We start from the raw sequence: 19,482 nt of genomic DNA, 5'->3' as shown, positions 1-19,482 counted from the left end.
GACGGAAAGGGTAGAACCCTGATCGTCGAAGGGCCGCTGTTGCATGCTTTTTGCGGCAGACGGAGCTCGGGATATCAGCCGGCCGCCGTATGCGTGACGGGAATGGAAATCCGTTCACGAAAGAGATGCCGAGGGGGGCATCATGCGACTGGGAGGGCGGTATTCCATGTCCATATGGCGTGGGTGGCGTGGGGGCCCTGCCTGCCATTGACCGTCCGCGAAGGCCGAGGGCTCCCCAGCGGGCGACTGGACCGACGACCACGCAGTTCTCTGCGTGCGGGGGGATGACTCATGACGTCGACGCCGACGGGCGCCCGACAGGAATTCGACCCTTCACAGACCACCCGGATCAGGCCGCCGTCACACCGGACCGGCGGACTTCCGCGGCTCGCGGGGCCGCTGCCCCGATACGACTACGAGCACTACAGCCGGCTCGCGGGCCCGCTCACCGAGCCGGACCCCGGGAAGCCGTACACCGTGCGGTACCGCTCGCTGCTCTCGCAGGAGCCGCACCGCGTACGGGCCGCGCTCATGCTGGGCGCGACGCCCCTGCTGTCCCTGATCCTGCTGGCCTGGCTCCTGCAGCCCGGGCACTGGACCGAACGGGACCACCCCGCCTACGGCTTCCTGCCCGCGCTCGACGTCGTGATGCTGATCTCGATCGGTCTGATCAAGTTCTTCCGCTGCATGAACGTGCTGTCGAACGCGCACGCCACGCTGGTCGCCCGCGATCCGGTCCCGGTGGTGCCCGAGACCGGCACGCGAGTCGCCTTCCTCACCTCCTTCGTGCCCGGCAAGGAGCCGCTGGAGATGGTGACGAAGACCCTGGAGGCGGCCGTCAGGATCCGCCACCGGGGCCCGGTGCACGTCTGGCTGCTCGACGAGGGCGACGACGCCGACGTGAAGGCGGTCTGCGAGCGCCTGGGCGTGCGTCACTTCTCCCGCAAGGGCGTCGCCGAGTGGAACCGGCCCAAGGGCCCGCACCGCGCCAGGACCAAGCACGGCAACTACAACGCCTGGCTGGCCGCCCACGGTGACGCGTACGACTTCTTCGCCTCGGTCGACACCGACCATGTGCCGCTGCCCAACTACCTGGAGCGGATGCTCGGTTACTTCCGCGACCCCGACGTCGGTTTCGTCATCGGCCCGCAGGTCTACGGCAACTACGACAATCCCATCACCAAGGCGGCCGAGTCGCAGCAGTTCCTCTTCCACGCCCTGGTCCAGCGGGCCGGGAACGCCTACGGCGCACCGATGTTCGTGGGTACGTCCAACGCCGTACGCATCAGCGCGCTGAAGCAGATCGGCGGGCTGTACGACTCGATCACCGAGGACATGGCGACGGGCTTCGAGATCCACCGTCACCGCAATCCGGCGACCGGCCGCACGTGGCGCTCGGTCTACACGCCCGACGTGCTCGCCGTCGGCGAGGGCCCCAACGCCTGGACGGACTTCTTCACCCAGCAGCTGCGCTGGTCGCGGGGGACGTACGAGACGATCCTCAAGCAGTACTGGAAGGGCTGGTACTCGCTGCCGCCGGGCAAGCTCCTCAACTACACGATGATGATCATCTTCTACCCCATGTCGGCCCTGAACTGGATCCTGGCGGCGCTGAGTTGCACGCTGTTCCTGGGTCTGGGCGCCTCGGGTGTGAACATCGACCCGACGGTCTGGCTGATGCTGTACGGCAACGCCTCGGCGCTGCAGATCGGCCTGTACGTCTGGAACCGCCGGCACAACGTCTCGCCGCACGAGCCCGAGGGTTCGGGCGGGGTCGCCGGCATGGTGATGTCCGCGCTGTCGGCGCCGGTCTACGCACGCTCGCTGATGGACGCCGTGCTGCGCCGCAAGAGCACGTTCGTGGTGACCCCCAAGGGCGATTCGGCGAGCCCGGACACGCTGTTCGGAACGTTCCGGATCCACCTCTTCTTCATCGTGGTCTTCGCCGGGTCGATCGCCGCCTCCTTCGCCCTCGGCCACCACCATCCCGCGATGATCACCTGGGCGACGTTCGCCCTGCTGGTCACCGCGTCGCCGATCCTCGCGTGGCGCTGGTCGCTGCGCCAGGAGAATAAGAGGCGCGCGCCCGCGCGGCAGCCCAGCGCACCCGGCGCACCCAGCACACGCGAGGCACCCGCCGGCCCGGACCCGTCACGCCCGGCGCCCGCCGACGCCCCGGTCCCCGCGCGGGCCGGGGCCGGCGAGGTCGGCGAGGTCGGCGAGGTCGGCGGCGGGGGAGACGAACAGACCATGCGGATCGCTCTCGGGGGACGTAAGAAATGAAAGACCGTGCCGGACGTCGTCGTGCCCGTCGCCTCGCAATAGGCGCGGCGGCGGTTCTCGCACTGGCCGGGATGAACGGACCGTGGCTCTACCGCTTCGGGACGGAGAAATACCACCAGTACAAGATCGACAAGCCCGAGTACAAGGCCGCGAACGGAAAATGGGAGATAGTCCGGTTCCCGGAGAAATACCGGCTGAACACCATTCACGCCGCTCTGCTGCACACCGGCAGGATTCTCATGATCGCCGGTTCGGGAAACAACCAGGACAATTTCGACGCGAAGAAGTTCGACACCCGGATCTGGGACCCGGTGAAGGGGACCATCAAGAAGATCCCCACGCCGAACGACCTGTTCTGCACCGGCCACACCCAGCTGGCCAACGGCAATCTGCTGATCGCCGGCGGCACCAAGCGGTACGAGAAGCTGAAGGGCGACATCACCAAGGCCGGTGGCCTGATGGTGGTGCACAACGAGAACCCGGACACGCCGATCACACTGCCCGCCGGCACGAAGTTCACCGGTAGGAAGAACCACAAGACGTTCGTCTCCAAGGACCCGGTGCTCGTCCCGCGAGCCAAGAAGGTCTTCGACAAGCGGACCGGCGCCTTCGTCCGCAACGACCCGGGGCTCGGCCGCATCTACGTCGAGGCGCAGAGGAGCGGCGCCAGGTACGAGACGGGCACCCAGGACAACTACCGGGTGCGGGGCCTGTCCGGCTCGGACGCCCGCAACACGTACGGCATCGCGCAGAAACTCGCCCTGGACAAGAAGGACTTCCAGGGAATCCGTGACGCCTACGAGTTCGATCCGGTCGCCGAGAAGTACATCAAGGTCGACCCGATGAACGAGGCCCGCTGGTACCCGACGCTGACCACGCTCGGCGACGGCAAGGTCCTCAGCCTGTCCGGCCTGGACGAGATCGGCCAGCTGGTCCCGGGCAAGAACGAGGTCTTCGACCCGAAGACCCGGAAGTGGACGTACACCAAGGGCGTCCGGCAGTTCCCGACCTATCCGGCGATCTCCCTGATGCGGAACGGCAAGCTCTTCTACTCCGGTTCGAACGCGGGCTACGGCCCCGACGACGTCGGCCGCGAGCCCGGCGTCTGGGACATGGAGACGAACAAGTTCACCAGGGTCCCCGGCATGAGCGACCCGGACATGCTGGAGACCTCCGGGACGGTGCTGCTGCCGCCCGCGCAGGACGAGAAGTACATGGTCGTCGGCGGGGGCGGGGTCGGCGAGTCCACCAAGTCCAGCAGGAAGACCCGGATCGTCGACCTGAAGGCGGACGACCCGCACTTCGTGGACGGCCCCGCGCTGGAGAAGGGCACCCGCTACCCGCAGTCCTCGATCCTGCCCGACGACACGGTGCTGGTCTCGGGCGGCTCCGAGGACTACCGGGGACGCGGCGACTCCAACATCCTCCAGGCGCGGATCTACGACGCGGGGAGCAACCGGTTCGAGCGCGTCGCCGACCCGCTGGTGGGCCGCAACTACCACTCGGGCTCGATCCTGCTGCCGGACGGCCGGGTGATGTTCTTCGGCTCCGACTCGCTCTACGCGGACGAGGCCGACACCGAGCCCGGTACGTTCGAGCAGCGCGTGGAGATCTACACGCCGCCGTACCTCTTCCACGGCGAGCGCCCCTCGCTCACCGGGGGCCCGAGGACGATCGCGCGCGGCGGCTCGGCGACGTACAGGACGGCCCGCCCCTCGTCGATCAGGTCGGCCCGCCTCATCCGGCCGAGCGCGTCGACGCACGTCACCGACGTCGACCAGCGGTCCATCGCCCTGGACCTGAGGAAGAAGGACGGCGGCATCGAGATCACGGTCCCGTCCAACCGCAACCTGGTCGAGTCGGGCTGGTACATGCTGTTCGTGACGGACGGCCAGGGGACACCGAGCACGGCGCGGTGGGTCAGGGTGCCCTGATCCCGGCGGCGCACTGACGTGACCGGGGGCGCCCTTGGAGGCGGCGGGCGCCCTCGGGCGCGTGGACGGTCCTGACCTACTCGCTCGCCCTGGCCAGTCCGAGTGCGTACGCGGCCCACCACTGGCCGGCCTTCGGGCCGCCCTTGCAGGTTCCGTCGGACTCCCCCGGGCGCTTGACCCACAGATACGCGTCGACGAGCGGGTCGCCGGTCTTGGTGGTCGGCGTCTCGCCGAGCGCGCGTCCCGGCGGATTGCACCAGTTCTCGTCGGCCTCGCCCCCGGTGTACGGGCCGTTGCCGTTGCGGCTGGTGTCGACGACGAAGGGCTTGCCGCCGACCTTCGCGGACAGCTGCTTGCCGTACGCGACGGAGTCCTCGGTCGTATAGAAGTTGGAGACGTTGACCGCGAAGCCGTCGGCCTGCTCGGCGCCCGCCCGCTTCAGCGGCTCGTAGATCTGGTCCGGGTGACCCCAGCCCGCGTTGCCCGCGTCCAGGTAGACCTTGGTGTTCTTCAGGGCCGCGAGTGTGCCGACGGCACCCTTGAGGAGGTCGTAGCGCTCCTCGTGGAACTCCGCGGGTGTGCACCGGTCGACCAGGTGCAGCACGGCGTCCGGCTCCAGGATCACCGTCGCGGGCCGGTCCCCGATGCCCCGGGCGACCCCGTCGATCCAGCCGCGGTAGGCGTCGCCGTCGGCCGCGCCCCCCTGCGAGAACTGGCCGCAGTCCCGGTGGGGGATGTTGTAGAGGACGAGAACGGCGTCCCGGCCGGCCTTCTCGGCGGCCTCGGTGAAACCGCGCGCCTCCCGCTCCGGGTTCTCCGGGCCGATCCACTGGCCGGCGGGCTGCCGGGCGATCTTGCGGATCTGCTCGGCCTGGTCCTCCTTGCCCGCCTTCTCGTACGCGGCGAGCTGCTCGGCCGCCTTCCCGTCCGGGTCGACCCAGAACGGGTCCGTGCCCTTGGGCTGCTGGGTCACCTCGGCACCGGCGCCGTCCTTGCCCTCGTCGCCCCCGGAGGAGAAGCACCCCGCGAGCAGCAGTGCCGCCCCCGCCACCGCCACGGACGCCCTCGACCCGGCCCGCCTGCTGCCGCACATCCGACTCCCCCTCGGTACACCGTCCGAAGGATCAATCCTGGCATACGTGACGGGTCGGCCACGGCGGCGTACGACCCTTGTCGGAGAGCTGTTACGGCGCCCGCGTACTCAAGCGGGGCCACAGGAAGGGGACTTGGCGTCAGCAGGGGAGAACCCGGGGTGAGCGCGGGGCCCCTTGCCCCGGCGCGGTCTCCGGGCGCCTCAGTCGTCGCCGCGGCCGCGGCGCACGCTGCGGACGGCCACGGCGATCGCAGCGACGGCCGCGAGCACGAGGCCCACCACGGTCTGCCAGGTGCCGGGCCCGTCCTCATGGGTCTCCACCGACGCGTGGTCCGCCGCTGTGCCGCTTCCGCGGGCGCCCGCCGGGGCCACGGAGGCCGACTCGGCGCGGGCGGGGGCCGTGCCGTACATGCCGGGGGCGAGGACGTGGCGCGGGCCGGGGGACGCCGACGCCGTGGACACGCCGGGGGCACCCGCGTACGCGGTGGGCAGGAGCGCCGGCGTGACCGCGGTGGCGATCACGACTCCCGCTCCCAGGGTGCACAGAGTGATACGCGCTGAACCCATCGTGAACCTCCAGTACTACCTGGAGGCTCCCCCGGGAGGACGGCCGTCGCATCTCCGGCACGCCCGGCACTGCTCCATCCGGGCGGTACCGGGTTTCGGCCCCGGCGTTCCCCGGCGTTCCCCGCGTGCGCGGCCCGGTCGTGCGGGTCGGCCGCGCCGGGCGGTCGTGCGGGTCGGTCGTGCGGGTCGGTCGTGCGGGTCGGCCGTACGGGGTCGGGTCAGACGCGGTCGACGAGGTCCGCGATCGAGTCGACGACCTCCGACGGGCGGAACGGGTACCGCTCGATCTCCGCGGGCGTGGTCAGCCCGGTCAGCACCAGGAACGTCTGCATCCCCGCCTCCAGCCCGGCGAGGACGTCCGTGTCCATCCGGTCGCCGATCATCGCGCTGGACTCCGAGTGCGCGCCGATCGCGTTGAGGCCGGTCCGCATCATCAGGGGGTTCGGCTTGCCCGCGAAGTACGGCTTCTTCCCGGTCGCCTTGGTGATGAGCGCGGCCACCGCGCCCGTCGCGGGCAGCGGACCCTCGGCGGAGGGGCCGGTCTCGTCGGGGTTGGTGCAGATGAAACGGGCCCCGTCGTTGATCAGCCGGACCGCCTTGGTCATGGCCTCGAAGGAGTACGTACGGGTCTCGCCGAGGACCACGTAGTCCGGCTCGTGGTCGGTCAGGACGTACCCGATGTCGTGCAGGGCCGTGGTGAGACCGGCCTCGCCGATCACGTACGCCGTGCCGCCGGGACGCTGGTCCTCCAGGAACTTGGCGGTCGCCAGCGCGGACGTCCAGATGTTGCCGACCGGCACGTCCAGGTCCATGCGGCGCAGCCGGGCGTGCAGGTCGCGCGCGGTGTAGATCGAGTTGTTCGTCAGCACCAGGAACGGCTTGCCCGAGTCCCGCAGCCTCTTGACGAAGGCGTTGGCGCCGGGGATCGGGACGCCCTCGTGGATGAGTACACCGTCCATGTCGGTGAGCCACGACTCGATGGGCCTGCGCTCTGCCATGTGGGTCTCCTGCCCTGCGCGGTGCTGCGTGAGCCCCAGCCTAGCGATCAACCGTTCGGACGCGGTCCTCCGTTCCAGGATGCGATCCGGTGCGGACCGGCCCGCCGTGCCGGCGCCGCCGCCTCCGCCTCAGCCGCGGCGGCGCCGCCCGTGGGCCACCCGCCGGGCCACCAGGAGCAGCAGGCCGCCGGTCGTGAGGGACAGGCTCGCGGCGATCCCGGCGACCAGGGCCAGCCGGTGGTGCGAGGGGCGCTGTCCGGTCCCGGCCAGCTCGTCGGCGAGCAGCGGCTGTCGCGGGCGGTCGGCGTCGCCGTGCCCGGACGCGCCGGGAGGGTCGCCCGGAGCGGTGCCGGTGTCCTGACCGGCGTCCTGGTCGGCGTGGTGGCCGGTGCCGTGGTCGGTCCCGGTGCCGCTGTCAGTGTCGCCTCCGGCCTCGTACGAGCCGTCGTCGGGGTCGGCGGCGCCCTCGTCCTCGTCCTCGGAGCCAGCGTCGACACGGAACCGGTAGTCGTTCGACTGGCCCACCCAGTCGCCGTCGTCCTCGTGCCGCTGCACCACGGCCGCGTTGGCCATGACGTCGTTGGGTGCGTGGGCGCCGGGGGCCAGGGCGAGGCGGACCTTCACGGTGAGCGTCCGGCCGGGCGCCACGGTGAAGCCCCGGAACCCGTCGTCGAACGCCCCTACGATCTCGTCCTCGTCGGTGCGCTGGAAGGTGACCGGGTGCGCGCGCCGGTCCTCGTAGAACTCCAGCTCCGCCTGCTCGGGGCGGAGCGCCCGCTGTTCGTCGACGAACACGACGACCGGGTGGATGCCGGTGCAGACGCCGGCGGTGGTGTTGGTGAGGTCGATGTACCAGGTCCGGGCCTCGCCGCCGGCCTCGTAGACGTCGGGGCCGCCGTGGATACGGGTCCGGACGGGGAAGTCCCCGGCGTGGGAGGCGGCGCAGGCGGGGGCGGCGGGTGCCCGTACGGCGGCCGACGCGTGGGCTGCGGGCGCCGCCGTGGACACGAGGCCCGGCGCGGACGGTACGGCTGCCAGCGCGGACACGGCGAGCGGGGCCGCCGAACGCAGCAGCGCCAGGTGGAGCAGGGGCAGCGACGGGGAGGGGGACGGTCGCCGGGGCGGACGTGGCCGTCGCGTGCGCCGGCGCGAGGACGGAGGTGAGGGCGGTCGCAGTGCCGGTCGCATCAGGGGCCTTACCGATCGAGGGCGGACGGGATCGGAAGCGTCAGGCTGGGTGTACCTCCGACGCGCGGTGCGTCTTGTGCACGCGCGATGTACCTCCCACGCCCGGCCCGCCCCGCGGTCACCACGCCCCGGAAGTCCCCCGCCCGGCCCCCGAAGTCCCCTCGTACGGCCCACCCCTGCCGACCGGCACGGCGCGCGCTCGGACCACTTCGGAGGCCGAGCCCGACGGAGCGCGGCTAGGCGGGAACGACCTGCGGGACGGTGTCGGCCTCCGCCGACCACTGCTGGTTGCGGACCAGGTCCTGGTACTGCGGGCAGCGGGCGAGCAGTTCCGGGTGCGTCCCGGCGTCCAGGGCGCGGCCGGAATCCATGACGAGTACGTGGTCGGCGTGCTGGACGGTGGAGAGCCGGTGGGCGACGACGACCACGGCCCGGTCCTGGGCCAGCCGGGTGACCAGATCGCGCAGCCGCTGCTCGTTGATGCTGTCCAGTTGGGACGTCGGTTCGTCCAGGAGGACCACGTCGGCGTCGGTGAGCAGGGCGCGGGCCAGGGCGAGACGCTGGCGCTGGCCGCCGGAGAGGTCGGTGGCGCGTCCGAGGGTGGTGTCGAGGCCGTCCGGGAGTCGCAGGACCTCGTCGCGCAGGGCCACGGCGTCAAGGGCGTCCAGGAGAGCGTCGTCGCCTGGAAGGGTGTCACCGCCCAGCAGCAGGTTTTCGCGGACGGTGCCTTCCAGCAGGGTGAAGGCCTGGTCGACGTACGTCACGCGGCGGCGCAGGGCGTCCAGCGGCCAGTCGTCCACGTCGTGGCCCAGGACGCGGATCGAGCCCTGGTCGGGGTGCATGAAGCGCTCGACCAGGGTCAGGACGGTCGACTTGCCGGCCCCGGAGTGCCCGACGAGGGCGGTGAGACCGCGGCGGGGGGCGGCGAAGGTGAGGTCCCTCAGGACAGGTTCGTCGCCGTACGCGAAGGCCACGCCGGTGAACTCGACTCCGGGGGCGTCCTGAACGGGGGCCGGCTCGGTGGTCGCCGTGCCGGCGGCCTCCTGCGGCAGGAAGAGCAGGTCGTCGAAGCGTGCGCGTGCGGCGAGACCGGCCTGGAGCTGGCTGATGCTGGAGGCGACGACGGCGACCGGGGCGACGAGCTGGAGCAGGAAGAGCAGGAAGGCGATGAAGTCCGGCATGGTCAGGTCGCCGGAGGCCATGCGGGCGCCGCCGCCGAGAATGATGCTGACCAGGGCGATCTGCTGCCCCAGGCCCATCACCGGGCCGATGAGGGACTGCAGGCGGGCGCTGTGGAGCGTGGAGTCGGTCAGGTCGGACGCGTCCCGCTCCAGGCCGAGGGCGGTGTGGGTTTCCGCGCGGCAGGCCTTGATCGTGGGCAGGGACGCGAGCGTGGCGGTGAAACGCTGGGCGAGCTCGCCCAGGGCCGTCTGCTGGGCGTTGATGCTGCGCCGCACCCGGACGATGACCAGGCCGATGACGGTGCCGGCCAGCGCGAAGGACCCGATGGTGATCAGCACGAGCACCCAGTCCAGGATGCCCATGACGACGAGGGTGGCCATCACGGTGATGGCGGACAGCGGGAGTTGGACCGCCCCGACATCGATGACGGAGCGGAGCATCATGGCGTCGGAGGTGACGCGTGCGACGAGGTTGCCGGGTCCCTGCGTCCGCACTTCGTGCAGCGGAAGGCGCATGGCGTGCTCCATGACGCGGGAGCGCAGGCGCAGGATCATTTTCTCGCCGATCCGGGCGAGCAGGTATCCCGAGACGGTGGCGGCCAGAGCACCGGCGAGGGCGACGGCGATCATCAGCAGGACCGGCCGGAGTAGTTCGTCGGTACCGGCAAGGGCTTTGACGAGGTCTCTGACGATGAGCGGCACAACGAGCGTCGCGGCAGCGGATATCAGCGCCAGCAGGGCTGCGACGGCCAACGGCAGGCGGGATCCGCTCATGAGGTCAGCGCCCAGTCTCAGGCGGGGGGCGGTTGTGTCGCGGGCGGCTGACATGCGCTTGTTCCACCTCATATGAGAAGAGATCGTGTTCAGCGGCGTGGTGTCCTGGAGTTCGCCGTTCGGGACTTATGACGGAAGTCAGCGATGGGCGCTCACTGTCGCAGCGAAGGCGTGAAAAGTAACCGCCTTTCACGCCGGTACTTTCGGCAGCCGGAGACCGCTTTATGGCAGGCGGATTCCTCCGCGATGCCGCCGGAGAAACCGTTTCCGTCCTCCGCGCTCCAGCCTGGGCCAGTCCACCACACGCGCGCCCGGCAAAGTAACTCCTATCCTTGGCCCGCCGGGGCCGACTGCCGTGTTCCGTAAGCCTTCACATGATCTGGCGCAGGTAGCGGCATCCCAAAGTTTGCGCCCAGGAAGGCCATTGTCCGCGCGGCGGAGGGGGCGCTTCCGAGAACCTGTAGCGTGGACGGGAGTTGGTCCGTCCGGCACTTCTCCGGGCGGCGATCTCGGACGGCCGGGGAGAGAAGGAACAAGAATGTTCAACAAGAAGGAAGTGCACCTCGTCGCGCTGAGCGATCTCGGCGAAGCGCGTGATGCGGTGCGCCAGGCCCTGTCCGACGCTCCCGCCGACGAGGCCGCCGGACTGCGGCGGGCCGCGCGGATCCTGGACGAACTGGCGGAGCGGGGCGGTGAGCCGCGGGTGCGGTGGGCCCGGGGAATCCTGGAGCGCGACGGCGTGGACCCCGTCACCCACGAGGTGGCGGCGATACGGGCCCTGCGCCAGGAACTGCCGGGGCTGGGCCTTGTAGCCGCCACCGAGCTGGCACGGGAGGCGAAGCTCGCCCAGCAGGCATGACGCCCGTGGCCGGGGGTGACGCGTCCTCAGGCCGACGTCATCGCAGCGCACTTGGGTGCACGTGAGCCCCGCCGGGACCCGTTTCCGGCGGGGCTCACGTGCACCCGGAGACGACGAGGCAGAAAGTACTTGCCAAGTTGGAAAGTAGATGCCAGTCTGGCATGAGTAAGCGCACCCGTCGTACGGAAGCCGGAGAACCCATGACCACTTCAGGAGCGATGCGGCCCAGTGCCGATTCCGCCGCCGCGGCACTGCGCACCGCGCGGGCCGCCGAGAGCGCGGCACGGCAGTCGGCACACGCGGTCCCCGCCTGGTTTCCCGCCACCCACGGCCTGCTGCTCGCCGCGGCAATGAGCGGCTTCGGCCTGGTGCGGGAATGGCCCGGCCGGGAGGGCTGGATCCTCGCGGCCGCGCTGCTCTGCGCGGGCGCCTTCCTCGCCGTGACCTGGAGGGTTCAGCACGCGTCGGGAGCCGCACCGTGGTTCGCCGGGCGCGAGCGCGGCACCGCGTGGGGTGCGTGCGTCCTGCCCCTGCTTCCCTTCGCCGCGGGCCTGGTGGCGGCCCTCCTGTGGGGTACGGCCGGAGCGTTCGTGGGATTCGGCGTGGTGGCCGGCGCGGTGTCCTGGCTGCGGGCCGGCCGCGCTCGTGCCGGTGCCCGGGAGGCGTCGTGACCGACGCGGGCCCGCCCGGCCTGGACAAGGAGATCCACCACCCCACCCGGCTGACGGTGGCCGCGTTCCTCTCGAGCTGCGCGGAGGCCGAGTTCAGCACGGTGCGGGACTACTGCGGGGTCACCGACTCCGTACTGAGCAAGACGGTCGCCGCGCTGGAGAAGGCCGGCTATGTGAGCGTCCGCAAGGGCTACTTCGGCAAGCGTCCCCGCACCTGGCTGGCGCTCACCCTGCCCGGCCGCAAGGCCCTCGCCGGGCATTTGGCCGCTCTGGAGGCGCTGGCCGGGGCCGCCCGCCGGGCCGGAGCGGAGATGCCGGCGGCGGAGATGCCGGGGGCCGAGGTGCCCGGCTCCGGTGGCGGCGGCGGGGAGCGGACATAGAAGTGCCGCTGGGCGCCTGAAGGCACAGGCGCCCAGCGGTGAGCACTGCCTGCGGGCAGGCAGGCGGTTCAGCAGCCCCAGTGCGCCGTGGCGGAGACGCCGGCACCGGAGATGGCGCTGACAGCCGCGCCGCAGCCGCCGCTGGAACCACCGATGAAGCTGAGGATGCTCGGGGTGGTGGCGGGGGCCTCGGCCGAGGCGCTGGCGCCGAACTCCTCAGCGTTGGTGTAGGCGGTGTAGCCGGCGAGGAGCTGGTCTGCAGTGTTCATGAGATTCCTTCACTGAATTCAACGAGACGGGCCGGATCTTCCCTGCCCGAAATCCATTCGATCACATTCACGTCGGCGCGACCACGGAAATCTTACGCATCATTGGTATCGCCGACCCCGTGACCTGTGCTTTCCGCGGAAGAACCCAACCTCGTTGCGCACGGATTGCCGCGGCAAAGTTGGGGGCCGCGATTTCACGGCCGTCGTCGCCCGGTTCCGCACCAACACGGAAGCGGGTGCCCGCCTGTTGTCAGACGGACACCCGCTCGGTGGATCAGTGACGCTGGGTCAGCAGCCCCAGGCCTTGGTGCTGGCGATGCTGCCGGCGGAGGCACCGAGCGAGAAGTAGACGCACTCGGGGGAGGAAACGGTGACGGTGGGCGTCGTCGCCGGGGCCTCGGCCTCCGCGCTGGCGCCGAACTCCTGGGCGCTGGTGTACGCGGTGTAGCCGGTCAGGAGCTGGTCTGCGGTGTTCATGACGTTCCTTCGCTGAGTGGAATGAGGAGCGAGGCATTTCCCGCTCTGAGTCCATTCGACCGCACATTCCGTCGCCCGCGCTACGAGAAAATTATCGGAGACTTTGCCGGAACCCGCGCCACCTGGGGAATGCCGGGCCGATCCACAGGAATTGGCTCACACTTCCGCGCCGTAAAATTTGGGACGGCCCGCCCGCAGGAAATTGTTCTGGCCCGGGAGCCCACCGTGACGTGTGGGTTCCCGGGCCAGGATGCGCGGACGGCGGTCGTCAGGGCTCCGGACGGCGCTGCCGGCAGGCCCCGAGTGCCTGCCATACGTTCAGTTCGAGGCAGACCTCGCCCAGAGCGCTCTTCAGTTCGGCCGCCTCGGCCTCGAGCAGGGTCTCGCGCGGCGGCGTCCGGTGGGCCGCGCTCCCCTGGAGTTCGCGCAGCCCGCCCTCGATGAACGCCTCACGCCAGTCGAGCAGGGAGCGTTCGGAGACGTGGGCGTGCCGACCGGCGGCCTCCCCGACGGTCTCGCGGCCGGACAGCACGCTGAGGACGATGCCGGCCTTGTCCTCGGAGGTCAGCTCCGGCGGGTCGGGGGGCGGAGTGTGGTTCATCGGCTCACCGACTCGTGGTCATACCAGGCCGATTCCCGGCATGAGGGGAGAGTCCAGGTTCCGGGCGGGCAGCAGCGGGTCCACGTTGGCGTTGAGGTACGCCTCGGCGATGAGGGCCTCACGGGAACCGCCGTCACCCCGCACGGCATGCCTCACCAGCGCCTCGGCCAGCATCTGGCAGCGGTGCTCCCCGAAGCTGAGTCCGCCCTTGCCCGAACGCGGGTCGTCCGGCTCCCAGGCCGCGCCCACTCCGTCGGCGATCCGGTGGACGAACGGCGAGGTGGCCTCGCCCAGTCCGGGCAGGCCGCGGACCGAGTCGGCGATGTCGGCGGCCGCGTGCCAGGCGTCGGAGCCGAGGTACACCACCAGCGCGTCACGGCGCGGGAAGTGCTTCAGCGAGGAGCTGACCTTGGCGCGGTAGCGCAGCCGCAGCTCCTCCAGCCGGGACAGCACCGTGTGCCAGGCCTCGGGTGCCGCCTCGGCGTCGGTCACATGGAAGTACAGGCGCAGCATCGGAGATCCGCCGACCCGTCCGCGGGAGCCGTCGGTCAGGAAGAACCCGGTGGACAGGGAGGGGCGCGGTGAGGGTATGCGCAGGGTGACCCGCGAGGCGGCGTCCGGCCCGTCGGTGATGCTGTCGCGCGGGACCCGTACGCGTACGCCGTCGAGTCGGACGATCACGGTGTCCGGAGCGGAGCCGTCGCCGAGCACGACGGCCGGGACGAGGCTGGTGCGGTGCGGCATCGCGGCGAACAGCCGCCGGTCGAACGCGTCGTCACGCAGGCTGCGTTGCCGGACGGTGTCGTCCTGGTCCGTCATGCCGGCGTGCAGGTCCTGGTAGAAGAGGTCGCCGAGCCGCTTGGCGAGGGCTCCGGGGGTCTGGGCGTCCAGTTCCCTGTCACCCGCGGTGGCGGTGAGGCCGTCAGCGGCGACCTCGGTCGTGGCCAGTGCTGTCGAGATCGCGGGGGCGACGATGCCCAGGGCGGTGGTCATGAGGTGCCTTCCAGACCGAGTACGGCGGTGAAGTTCTGCGGGGCCAGCAGGACGGTGCGTCCGATGCCGGCGGCCGCGCGGTCGCCGGCCGACAGCCGGGTGCCGAACTTGGCGCCGGCGAGCATGCGGTCGATCATGTGCCAGCCGCTGAAGGCGGCGACACGGCTGGTGAAGCCGTCGTCCAGGGTGGGGCGCTCCTCGCGGTAGCCGGCCCAGAAGGCTTCGATGCGCGGGCGCAGACGGTCGATCTCCCGTGCGCCGTGGGCGAGGATGTCCTCGTGCGTCGCCTCGTGGCCGAAGGCGTGGCCGGGGTCCTCGTTGATCGCCTTGGGGATGCCCTGGATCACCCGGTAGAGCCACTCGCCGACGAATCCGCCGATGTCGCGGGCGGCGTCGCCGAAGCGCAGTTCCTCCCAGTCGGTGAGGTAGAGGTCGTCACCGGACAGGAGGTACTGGTCGAGGCGGATGTCGCCGTGTGCCGGCACCCGGGGCGCGGCGGCTTCGAGACGCCGCAACTCGTGCAGGGCGGGCGCCAGTTCGGCGTCGGACTGGAGCAGGGACCACGATTCGATCTCGGCGAAGGCCGAATGCACGAAGACGGGCAGCGCCAGGGCGTCGAAGTGGTCCATCGCCGGGGACGGGTGGGGGTCCTCGTCCAGGGTGCCGCGTTCGAGCGGCAGGGTGTGCAGGATGCCGAGGATGCGGCCGGCCCGGTGGCACAGGGCGTCGTCGAAGGCGTCGTCGGTCGAGAGCTCGAATCCCGACTGCGCGTCTTCCAGGCGTGTGAAGGCCACCAGTCGGTGTTCCTCGTCGTGGCCGAGGAGTTGAGGACCGCGCAGTTCGCTGCCGCTCAGGCGTGACGCGATCGTCTCGAACGCCAGGATGCGGTGGTAGCGCCGCAGAACGTCGTCCGGGTCGCCGCCGCCGACCCGCTTGACGAAAACCTTGGCACCGGTCGTGGTGGTGCCGGCCCAGTTGTCGTTGCGGCCGATGTGTGCGACGACGGTGTCCGAGTCGAAGGAACCCAGCCCGAGCCGGCCGAGGAACGCCTCCACTTCGGGAGCCTTGCCCAGGTGGACCGGATCGAAGCGGACGCGAGTCGGGTGAGACTTCGATTCTTGATCTGTAATCACGGTCACGGAGCGTAGGAAGCGTCCGCGGGCGCCGACAACAGATGGCTCACTATCGCGGGATTCTTAGGTGGGGGCGGACCGGGACTTCGGGGAGACGTGCCGTCGGCGGCCGGGCGGGCGGGGCTTTCCCCACCCAAGTAATCGGTTAACTGCGGCCTTCTTGGCGCCGTCCCGGTCCCCTAAGGTACCGGGCATGCCCCCTGCGAACCTGCACCGTTTCACGCTGCCCAACGGCCTGCGGGTCGTTCTGTACCCGATATCCGCCGTCCCGGCGGTGGGTGTCAGCGTGCATTACGACGTCGGTTTCCGGTCCGAGCCCCAGGGACGTTCCGGTTTCGCCCATCTCTTCGAGCATCTGATGTTCCAGGGCAGCGAAAGCGTGGCCAGGACCGAGCACTTCGCTCGTGTGCAGGCGGCCGGCGGTACCGCCAACGGGTCGACGCACCAGGACTACACGGATTTCTACCAGGTGGTTCCGTCCGGGGCGCTGGAACGCGTCCTCTTCCTGGAAGCCGACCGGATGCGCGCCCCGAAACTGACCGAGGACAACCTGCGGACCCAGGTGAACGTGGTCAAGGAGGAAATCCGCCTCAACGTCATGAACAAACCGTACGGCGGCTTTCCCTGGACCGTGCTGCCCGGGCTGCTCTTCAGCACCTATCCCAACGCACACAACGGCTACGGCGATTTCACCGACCTGGAACAGGCCACGGTCGAGGAATGCGCCGCGTTCTTCGACCGCTACTACGCGCCGGGCAACGCGGTGCTGACCGTCGCGGGCGACATCGACGTGGACCGGACGGCCGAACTGGTCGACCGGCACTTCCACGACGTCCCGGCACGGCGCCCGCCGGTCCCGCTCGACCTGAGCGAACCGGCTCCCGGGTGCGAGCTGCGCGGCGACCACGCCGACCCGCACGCGCCGATGCCGGCCACCGCGGTCGGCTACCGCATGCCGGACCCGAACAGCGACCTGGACGCCTACCTGGCGCACATGGTGCTGTGCGTGGTGCTCACCGGTGCGGGCGAGTCGTCGAGGCTCCGGGGGCGGATGATCCACGGCCCCTCTCCCCTGGTGACCGACGTGAGCACCGGCTGCGGTCTTTTCGGCGCGCTGGAGGCCAGGGATCCCGAGACGTTCCTGTGCGTGGCGACGCATCAGCCCCAGACCTCCACGGACCGCTTGCTCGAGGTGCTGGACCAGGAGCTCGCGGCGCTGGCCGTGCAGGGCCCGACCGAGGAGGAGCTGGCCCGGGCCACGGCTCTCAGCAGCGTGGGAACGCACCGCAAGTACGACATGCTGCTGGCCCGCACCCGTGCCCTGGGGGCCCAGGAGGTGCTCTTCGGCAAGGCCGAGCTCGTCGGTGAACTGCCCGGCCGGCTCGCCCGCGTGAGCGCACAGGACGTGGCACGGGCTGCCGCGTCCCTGCGGCCGGACGCGCGCGCCGTGCTGAGGCTGCGCCCCGCCGCGTCACCGTCCCTCTCCACGATCCCGTCAGGAAGCTGACCCGTGACCGCAACCTCGTTGGTCCCCTCCCCCGCCGGGGAACCCGCCCGTACCCATCGCAGCGCCGCGGAGATCGGCCGCACCGCGGCCGGAGCACGCCCGCTGCCGCCCCTGGAGGCCCGCCGCGGTCATCGCCTGCCCGCGACGGCCGACACGGTGCTGCCCAACGGGCTGCGGGTGATCGCGGCCCGCCAGCCGTCCACCCCGATGGTCGAACTGCGGATGTCGGTGCCCTTCGCCGGCACCACCTTCGCGCACGCGGCCACGGCTGAGGTCCTGGCCACTCTCCTGTTCCGGCGCGGGCACAACGAGGGAGCGGGCCGGGAAGCCCGTATGGCCAGACAGGGCGTCACGCTGTCCGCGCACCGTTCCTCGCGCTGGCTTCAGGTGTCGGGCTCCGCGCCCGGCCACGCGCTCGGCACCCTGGTGGGCGCGCTGGCCGACGCGGTCACCGACGTGAGCGCGGACGAGGCGGAGATCGGGCCGGTACGGGACCGGATGGCGCGCCAGATCGCGTTGATCCGCGCGCAGCCACAGGTGATCGCGCAGGAGGCCCTGGTGGCGCACTGCTACGGCGAACTGCCCGCGCTGCAGGAGGTGCCCTTCCCCGCGCCGGTCGCCGCGGTCACCGGCGCGGCGGTCCGGGCCCTGCACCACGAGCGGCTGCGCCCGGGGGGGACGGTGCTGGTGCTGGTCGGGGACCTCGATCCGGAGCGGGCGGTGGAGGCGGTGGCCGCGGCCACCCGCTCCTGGGACGCGGGCGGACCGTCGCCGGCGCCCGCGACGCTGCCGCCGCCGCACGCCGGGCGGGTGGCTCTGGTGCCACGGGCCGACGCGGTGCAGTCGCAGATCAAGCTCGTGCGGCCGGTGGTGGCGCGCACCGATGACCGCTTCCCGGCTCTGAGTCTGGCCACGCTGGTGTTCGGGGGGTACTTCTCCTCCCGGCTGGTGACCGGCATCCGGGAGGAGAAAGGGCTGGCCTACCGGGCGGAGGCGGGGTTCGAGGACCATCTGGACCGGCTCGTGCTCACCGTCGACGCCGACACGGCCACGCAGGTGACGGCGACCGCCTACCGGGAGATCCGGGCCGAGTTGGGACGCCTGGCGACGGTGCCACCGTCCGCGGCGGAGGTGGACGCGGCGCGCGAGTACACCGTCGGCATGACGATGCTCACCCTCGCGTCCCAGGCCGGTTTCGCCGGCAGCGTGGCCACGGCGGTGTGTCTGGGTCACGAGCCGGAGCGGGTGACGGCCTTCCCCGAGCTGCTGCGGGGCGTCACCCGTGACCAGGTCGCCCGGGCGGCCCGCGAGTTCTTCGATCCCGACGCGTTCAGCGGAGTCGTCGTCGGGGACGCGGACCGTCTGGCCTCGGGGCTGCGTGCGGTCGGCGGGGTCGAGATCGCGGACGGCGAGGTCACGGACGGCGCTGTGCGGGTGTGACCGGCCGTCAGCCGGCTCCGGCACACCGACGGTTTCCAGCCACGGGTTCACGACAGAAACGGGGCCGGGAACATCCCATGCACTACGTTCCCATGTGTCCGCAATGCGCAACCTCAAATGCGGCCCAAGCTAGTTGCCCTGTGCAATGAGCCAGGGATATGATCTTCATATCGCAGGCATTCGCCGGGCTGTGCGGAATTCACGGTCCGGTCGCGACGCCTCACCGCTGCCGCGGAATGGCGGGATCACTGCGAGTTCACAAGAAAGACCTGACCCGTCTTTCCTAGGGGGAACCACATGGAACTGTCAAGAACCAGATCGGTATGCGCCCGCGCGGACATCGTTCGTCGCCGGGATGCGGAGTCCCACGCATCATCGTGAACTGCCCCAGCCCTGTTTGAGTCGGGTCTTCAGGCGACCGGCCTGGACCCTGACCCACAGGTGCCGCAGCTCACGCGGAGCCAGACCGACGGAACGGACTGACCGCCGCTCCGTCGGCACCCCGATCCACCGCGGGACGAGCGGCCTGTTGCCGTCCCGCGCGTAATACACATGGGAGACCAAAGGCGATGGCACGCCCTCCGGTAATGCCTGCTGCAGAAAAACTGAAGATCGTCCTCGAGGTGTTGTCCGGGTCCCGGACGATCGCAGAGGCCGCCCGACGCGCGAACGTTTCCGAGCAGTCCATCGGAAACTGGAAAAGACAGTTCCTCGACGGCGGGCGGGCCGGTCTCGAAGGGGGGTCGTCGCGCAATGCCCAGCGGGAGCGCGACCTCCTTTCGGAGATCACGGAACTGAAGACCGCACTCGGAGAGGCCTACGTCCAGCTGCGTGTGCGACGGAAATCGGGTGAGTACCGCTCGGTCCCTTTTCAGACCTCGAGGCCATCAGGGAGGACGCAAGGATCAACGTCTCGAGGTACTGCCAGATCCTGGGAATCCCTCGGCGCACCTACACGCGCTGGAAGATGAAACACGCCGCCGGCCGGCCGGCTCAGCCCGACACGGGTGAGGCCCGTCCGGCCCGCGGATGACCCGTGCCCCCGTTATCTTTTTCGCGGTCCTGCAACGGGGCCGCTGGCCTCCGGGCTCGGCATGACTGTGTCCCCCTGTCGAAGGAATGACCTGGGGGGTG

At 70.6% G+C, this 19,482-nt stretch carries 18 protein-coding genes; 8 read left to right on the top strand and 10 right to left on the bottom strand.

What is annotated here, in order from left to right:
• Positions 1-291: 291 nt before the first annotated feature.
• Both ACFY93_RS30890 and ACFY93_RS30885 read left to right on the top strand, forming a co-directional pair.
• Positions 292-2,283 (top strand): glycosyltransferase, encoded by a 1,992-nt coding sequence (locus ACFY93_RS30890; protein ID WP_391365139.1) that lies wholly within the window; start codon positions 292-294, stop codon positions 2,281-2,283.
• Positions 2,280-4,217, top strand: a complete 1,938-nt coding sequence (locus ACFY93_RS30885; protein WP_391365137.1) for a galactose oxidase-like domain-containing protein — start codon at positions 2,280-2,282, stop codon at positions 4,215-4,217. The genes ACFY93_RS30890 and ACFY93_RS30885 overlap by 4 nt, the downstream gene beginning before the upstream one ends.
• A 76-nt stretch (positions 4,218-4,293) precedes the next feature.
• Here the strand turns inward: ACFY93_RS30885 and ACFY93_RS30880 are convergent, their stop codons facing one another.
• From ACFY93_RS30880 to ACFY93_RS30860, 5 genes are all read right to left on the bottom strand, one after another.
• Positions 4,294-5,310 carry a glycoside hydrolase family 6 protein gene (locus ACFY93_RS30880; RefSeq protein WP_391365135.1) on the bottom strand — a complete coding sequence of 339 codons (1,017 nt, stop codon included), beginning with the start codon at positions 5,308-5,310 and terminating at the stop codon, positions 4,294-4,296.
• Positions 5,311-5,511: 201 nt separating this feature from the next.
• Positions 5,512-5,877 carry a hypothetical protein gene (locus ACFY93_RS30875; RefSeq protein WP_391365133.1) on the bottom strand — a complete coding sequence of 122 codons (366 nt, stop codon included), beginning with the start codon at positions 5,875-5,877 and terminating at the stop codon, positions 5,512-5,514.
• Positions 5,878-6,095: 218 nt separating this feature from the next.
• Complete coding sequence (locus ACFY93_RS30870; RefSeq protein ID WP_391365131.1) at positions 6,096-6,875, bottom strand: HAD-IIA family hydrolase; 780 nt, start codon at positions 6,873-6,875, stop codon at positions 6,096-6,098.
• Between the two features lie 129 nt (positions 6,876-7,004).
• Complete coding sequence (locus ACFY93_RS30865; protein ID WP_391365129.1) at positions 7,005-7,922, bottom strand: hypothetical protein; 918 nt, start codon at positions 7,920-7,922, stop codon at positions 7,005-7,007.
• A 377-nt stretch (positions 7,923-8,299) separates the two neighbouring features.
• The gene (locus tag ACFY93_RS30860) at positions 8,300-10,018 is read right to left on the bottom strand and encodes an ABC transporter transmembrane domain-containing protein (protein ID WP_391365126.1); all 1,719 of its coding nucleotides are present in this window, start codon (positions 10,016-10,018) and stop codon (positions 8,300-8,302) included.
• 538 nt (positions 10,019-10,556) lie between these two features.
• Here ACFY93_RS30860 and ACFY93_RS30855 point away from each other — a divergent pair.
• From ACFY93_RS30855 to ACFY93_RS30845, 3 genes are all read left to right on the top strand, one after another.
• Positions 10,557-10,877: a hypothetical protein gene (locus tag ACFY93_RS30855; protein ID WP_391365124.1), complete on the top strand. Its 321-nt coding sequence runs from the start codon at positions 10,557-10,559 to the stop codon at positions 10,875-10,877.
• 200 nt (positions 10,878-11,077) lie between these two features.
• Positions 11,078-11,548, top strand: a complete 471-nt coding sequence (locus tag ACFY93_RS30850; protein ID WP_391365122.1) for a hypothetical protein — start codon at positions 11,078-11,080, stop codon at positions 11,546-11,548.
• Positions 11,545-11,928 (top strand): transcriptional regulator, encoded by a 384-nt coding sequence (locus ACFY93_RS30845; protein ID WP_391365120.1) that lies wholly within the window; start codon positions 11,545-11,547, stop codon positions 11,926-11,928. Before ACFY93_RS30850 ends, ACFY93_RS30845 begins: the two co-directional genes overlap by 4 nt.
• 68 nt (positions 11,929-11,996) lie before the next feature.
• Here ACFY93_RS30845 and ACFY93_RS30840 read toward each other — a convergent pair whose 3' ends face one another.
• From ACFY93_RS30840 to lxmK, 5 genes are all read right to left on the bottom strand, one after another.
• Positions 11,997-12,197 (bottom strand): LxmA leader domain family RiPP, encoded by a 201-nt coding sequence (locus ACFY93_RS30840; RefSeq protein ID WP_391365118.1) that lies wholly within the window; start codon positions 12,195-12,197, stop codon positions 11,997-11,999.
• A 288-nt stretch (positions 12,198-12,485) separates the two neighbouring features.
• Positions 12,486-12,674, bottom strand: a complete 189-nt coding sequence (locus ACFY93_RS30835; protein ID WP_391365116.1) for an LxmA leader domain family RiPP — start codon at positions 12,672-12,674, stop codon at positions 12,486-12,488.
• Between the two features lie 268 nt (positions 12,675-12,942).
• Entirely contained in the window at positions 12,943-13,275 is a 333-nt protein-coding gene (locus ACFY93_RS30830) for a hypothetical protein (RefSeq protein ID WP_391365114.1), read from the bottom strand.
• 18 nt (positions 13,276-13,293) lie between these two features.
• Positions 13,294-14,268 (bottom strand): T3SS effector HopA1 family protein, encoded by a 975-nt coding sequence (locus ACFY93_RS30825; RefSeq protein ID WP_391365112.1) that lies wholly within the window; start codon positions 14,266-14,268, stop codon positions 13,294-13,296.
• Entirely contained in the window at positions 14,265-15,401 is a 1,137-nt protein-coding gene (gene lxmK / locus ACFY93_RS30820; protein ID WP_391365110.1) for a class V lanthionine synthetase subunit LxmK, read from the bottom strand. The genes ACFY93_RS30825 and lxmK overlap by 4 nt, the downstream gene beginning before the upstream one ends.
• A 193-nt stretch (positions 15,402-15,594) precedes the next feature.
• Here lxmK and ACFY93_RS30815 point away from each other — a divergent pair, with 193 nt between their 5' ends.
• From ACFY93_RS30815 to ACFY93_RS30805, 3 genes are all read left to right on the top strand, one after another.
• A complete protein-coding gene (locus ACFY93_RS30815; RefSeq protein ID WP_391365108.1) occupies positions 15,595-16,908 on the top strand; it encodes an insulinase family protein in 1,314 nt (437 codons plus the stop codon).
• Positions 16,909-16,911: 3 nt separating this feature from the next.
• The gene (locus ACFY93_RS30810; protein WP_391365105.1) at positions 16,912-18,348 is read left to right on the top strand and encodes an insulinase family protein; all 1,437 of its coding nucleotides are present in this window, start codon (positions 16,912-16,914) and stop codon (positions 18,346-18,348) included.
• Between the two features lie 569 nt (positions 18,349-18,917).
• Positions 18,918-19,319: a helix-turn-helix domain-containing protein gene (locus ACFY93_RS30805; RefSeq protein WP_391365103.1), complete on the top strand. Its 402-nt coding sequence runs from the start codon at positions 18,918-18,920 to the stop codon at positions 19,317-19,319.
• Positions 19,320-19,482: the final 163 nt, after the last annotated feature.

Source organism: Streptomyces sp. NPDC008313 (genome assembly GCF_042956125.1).
GTDB lineage: Bacteria > Actinomycetota > Actinomycetes > Streptomycetales > Streptomycetaceae > Streptomyces.
Note: the sequence above shows the minus strand (reverse complement) of the source record. Positions and strands in the feature narration are given on the sequence as shown.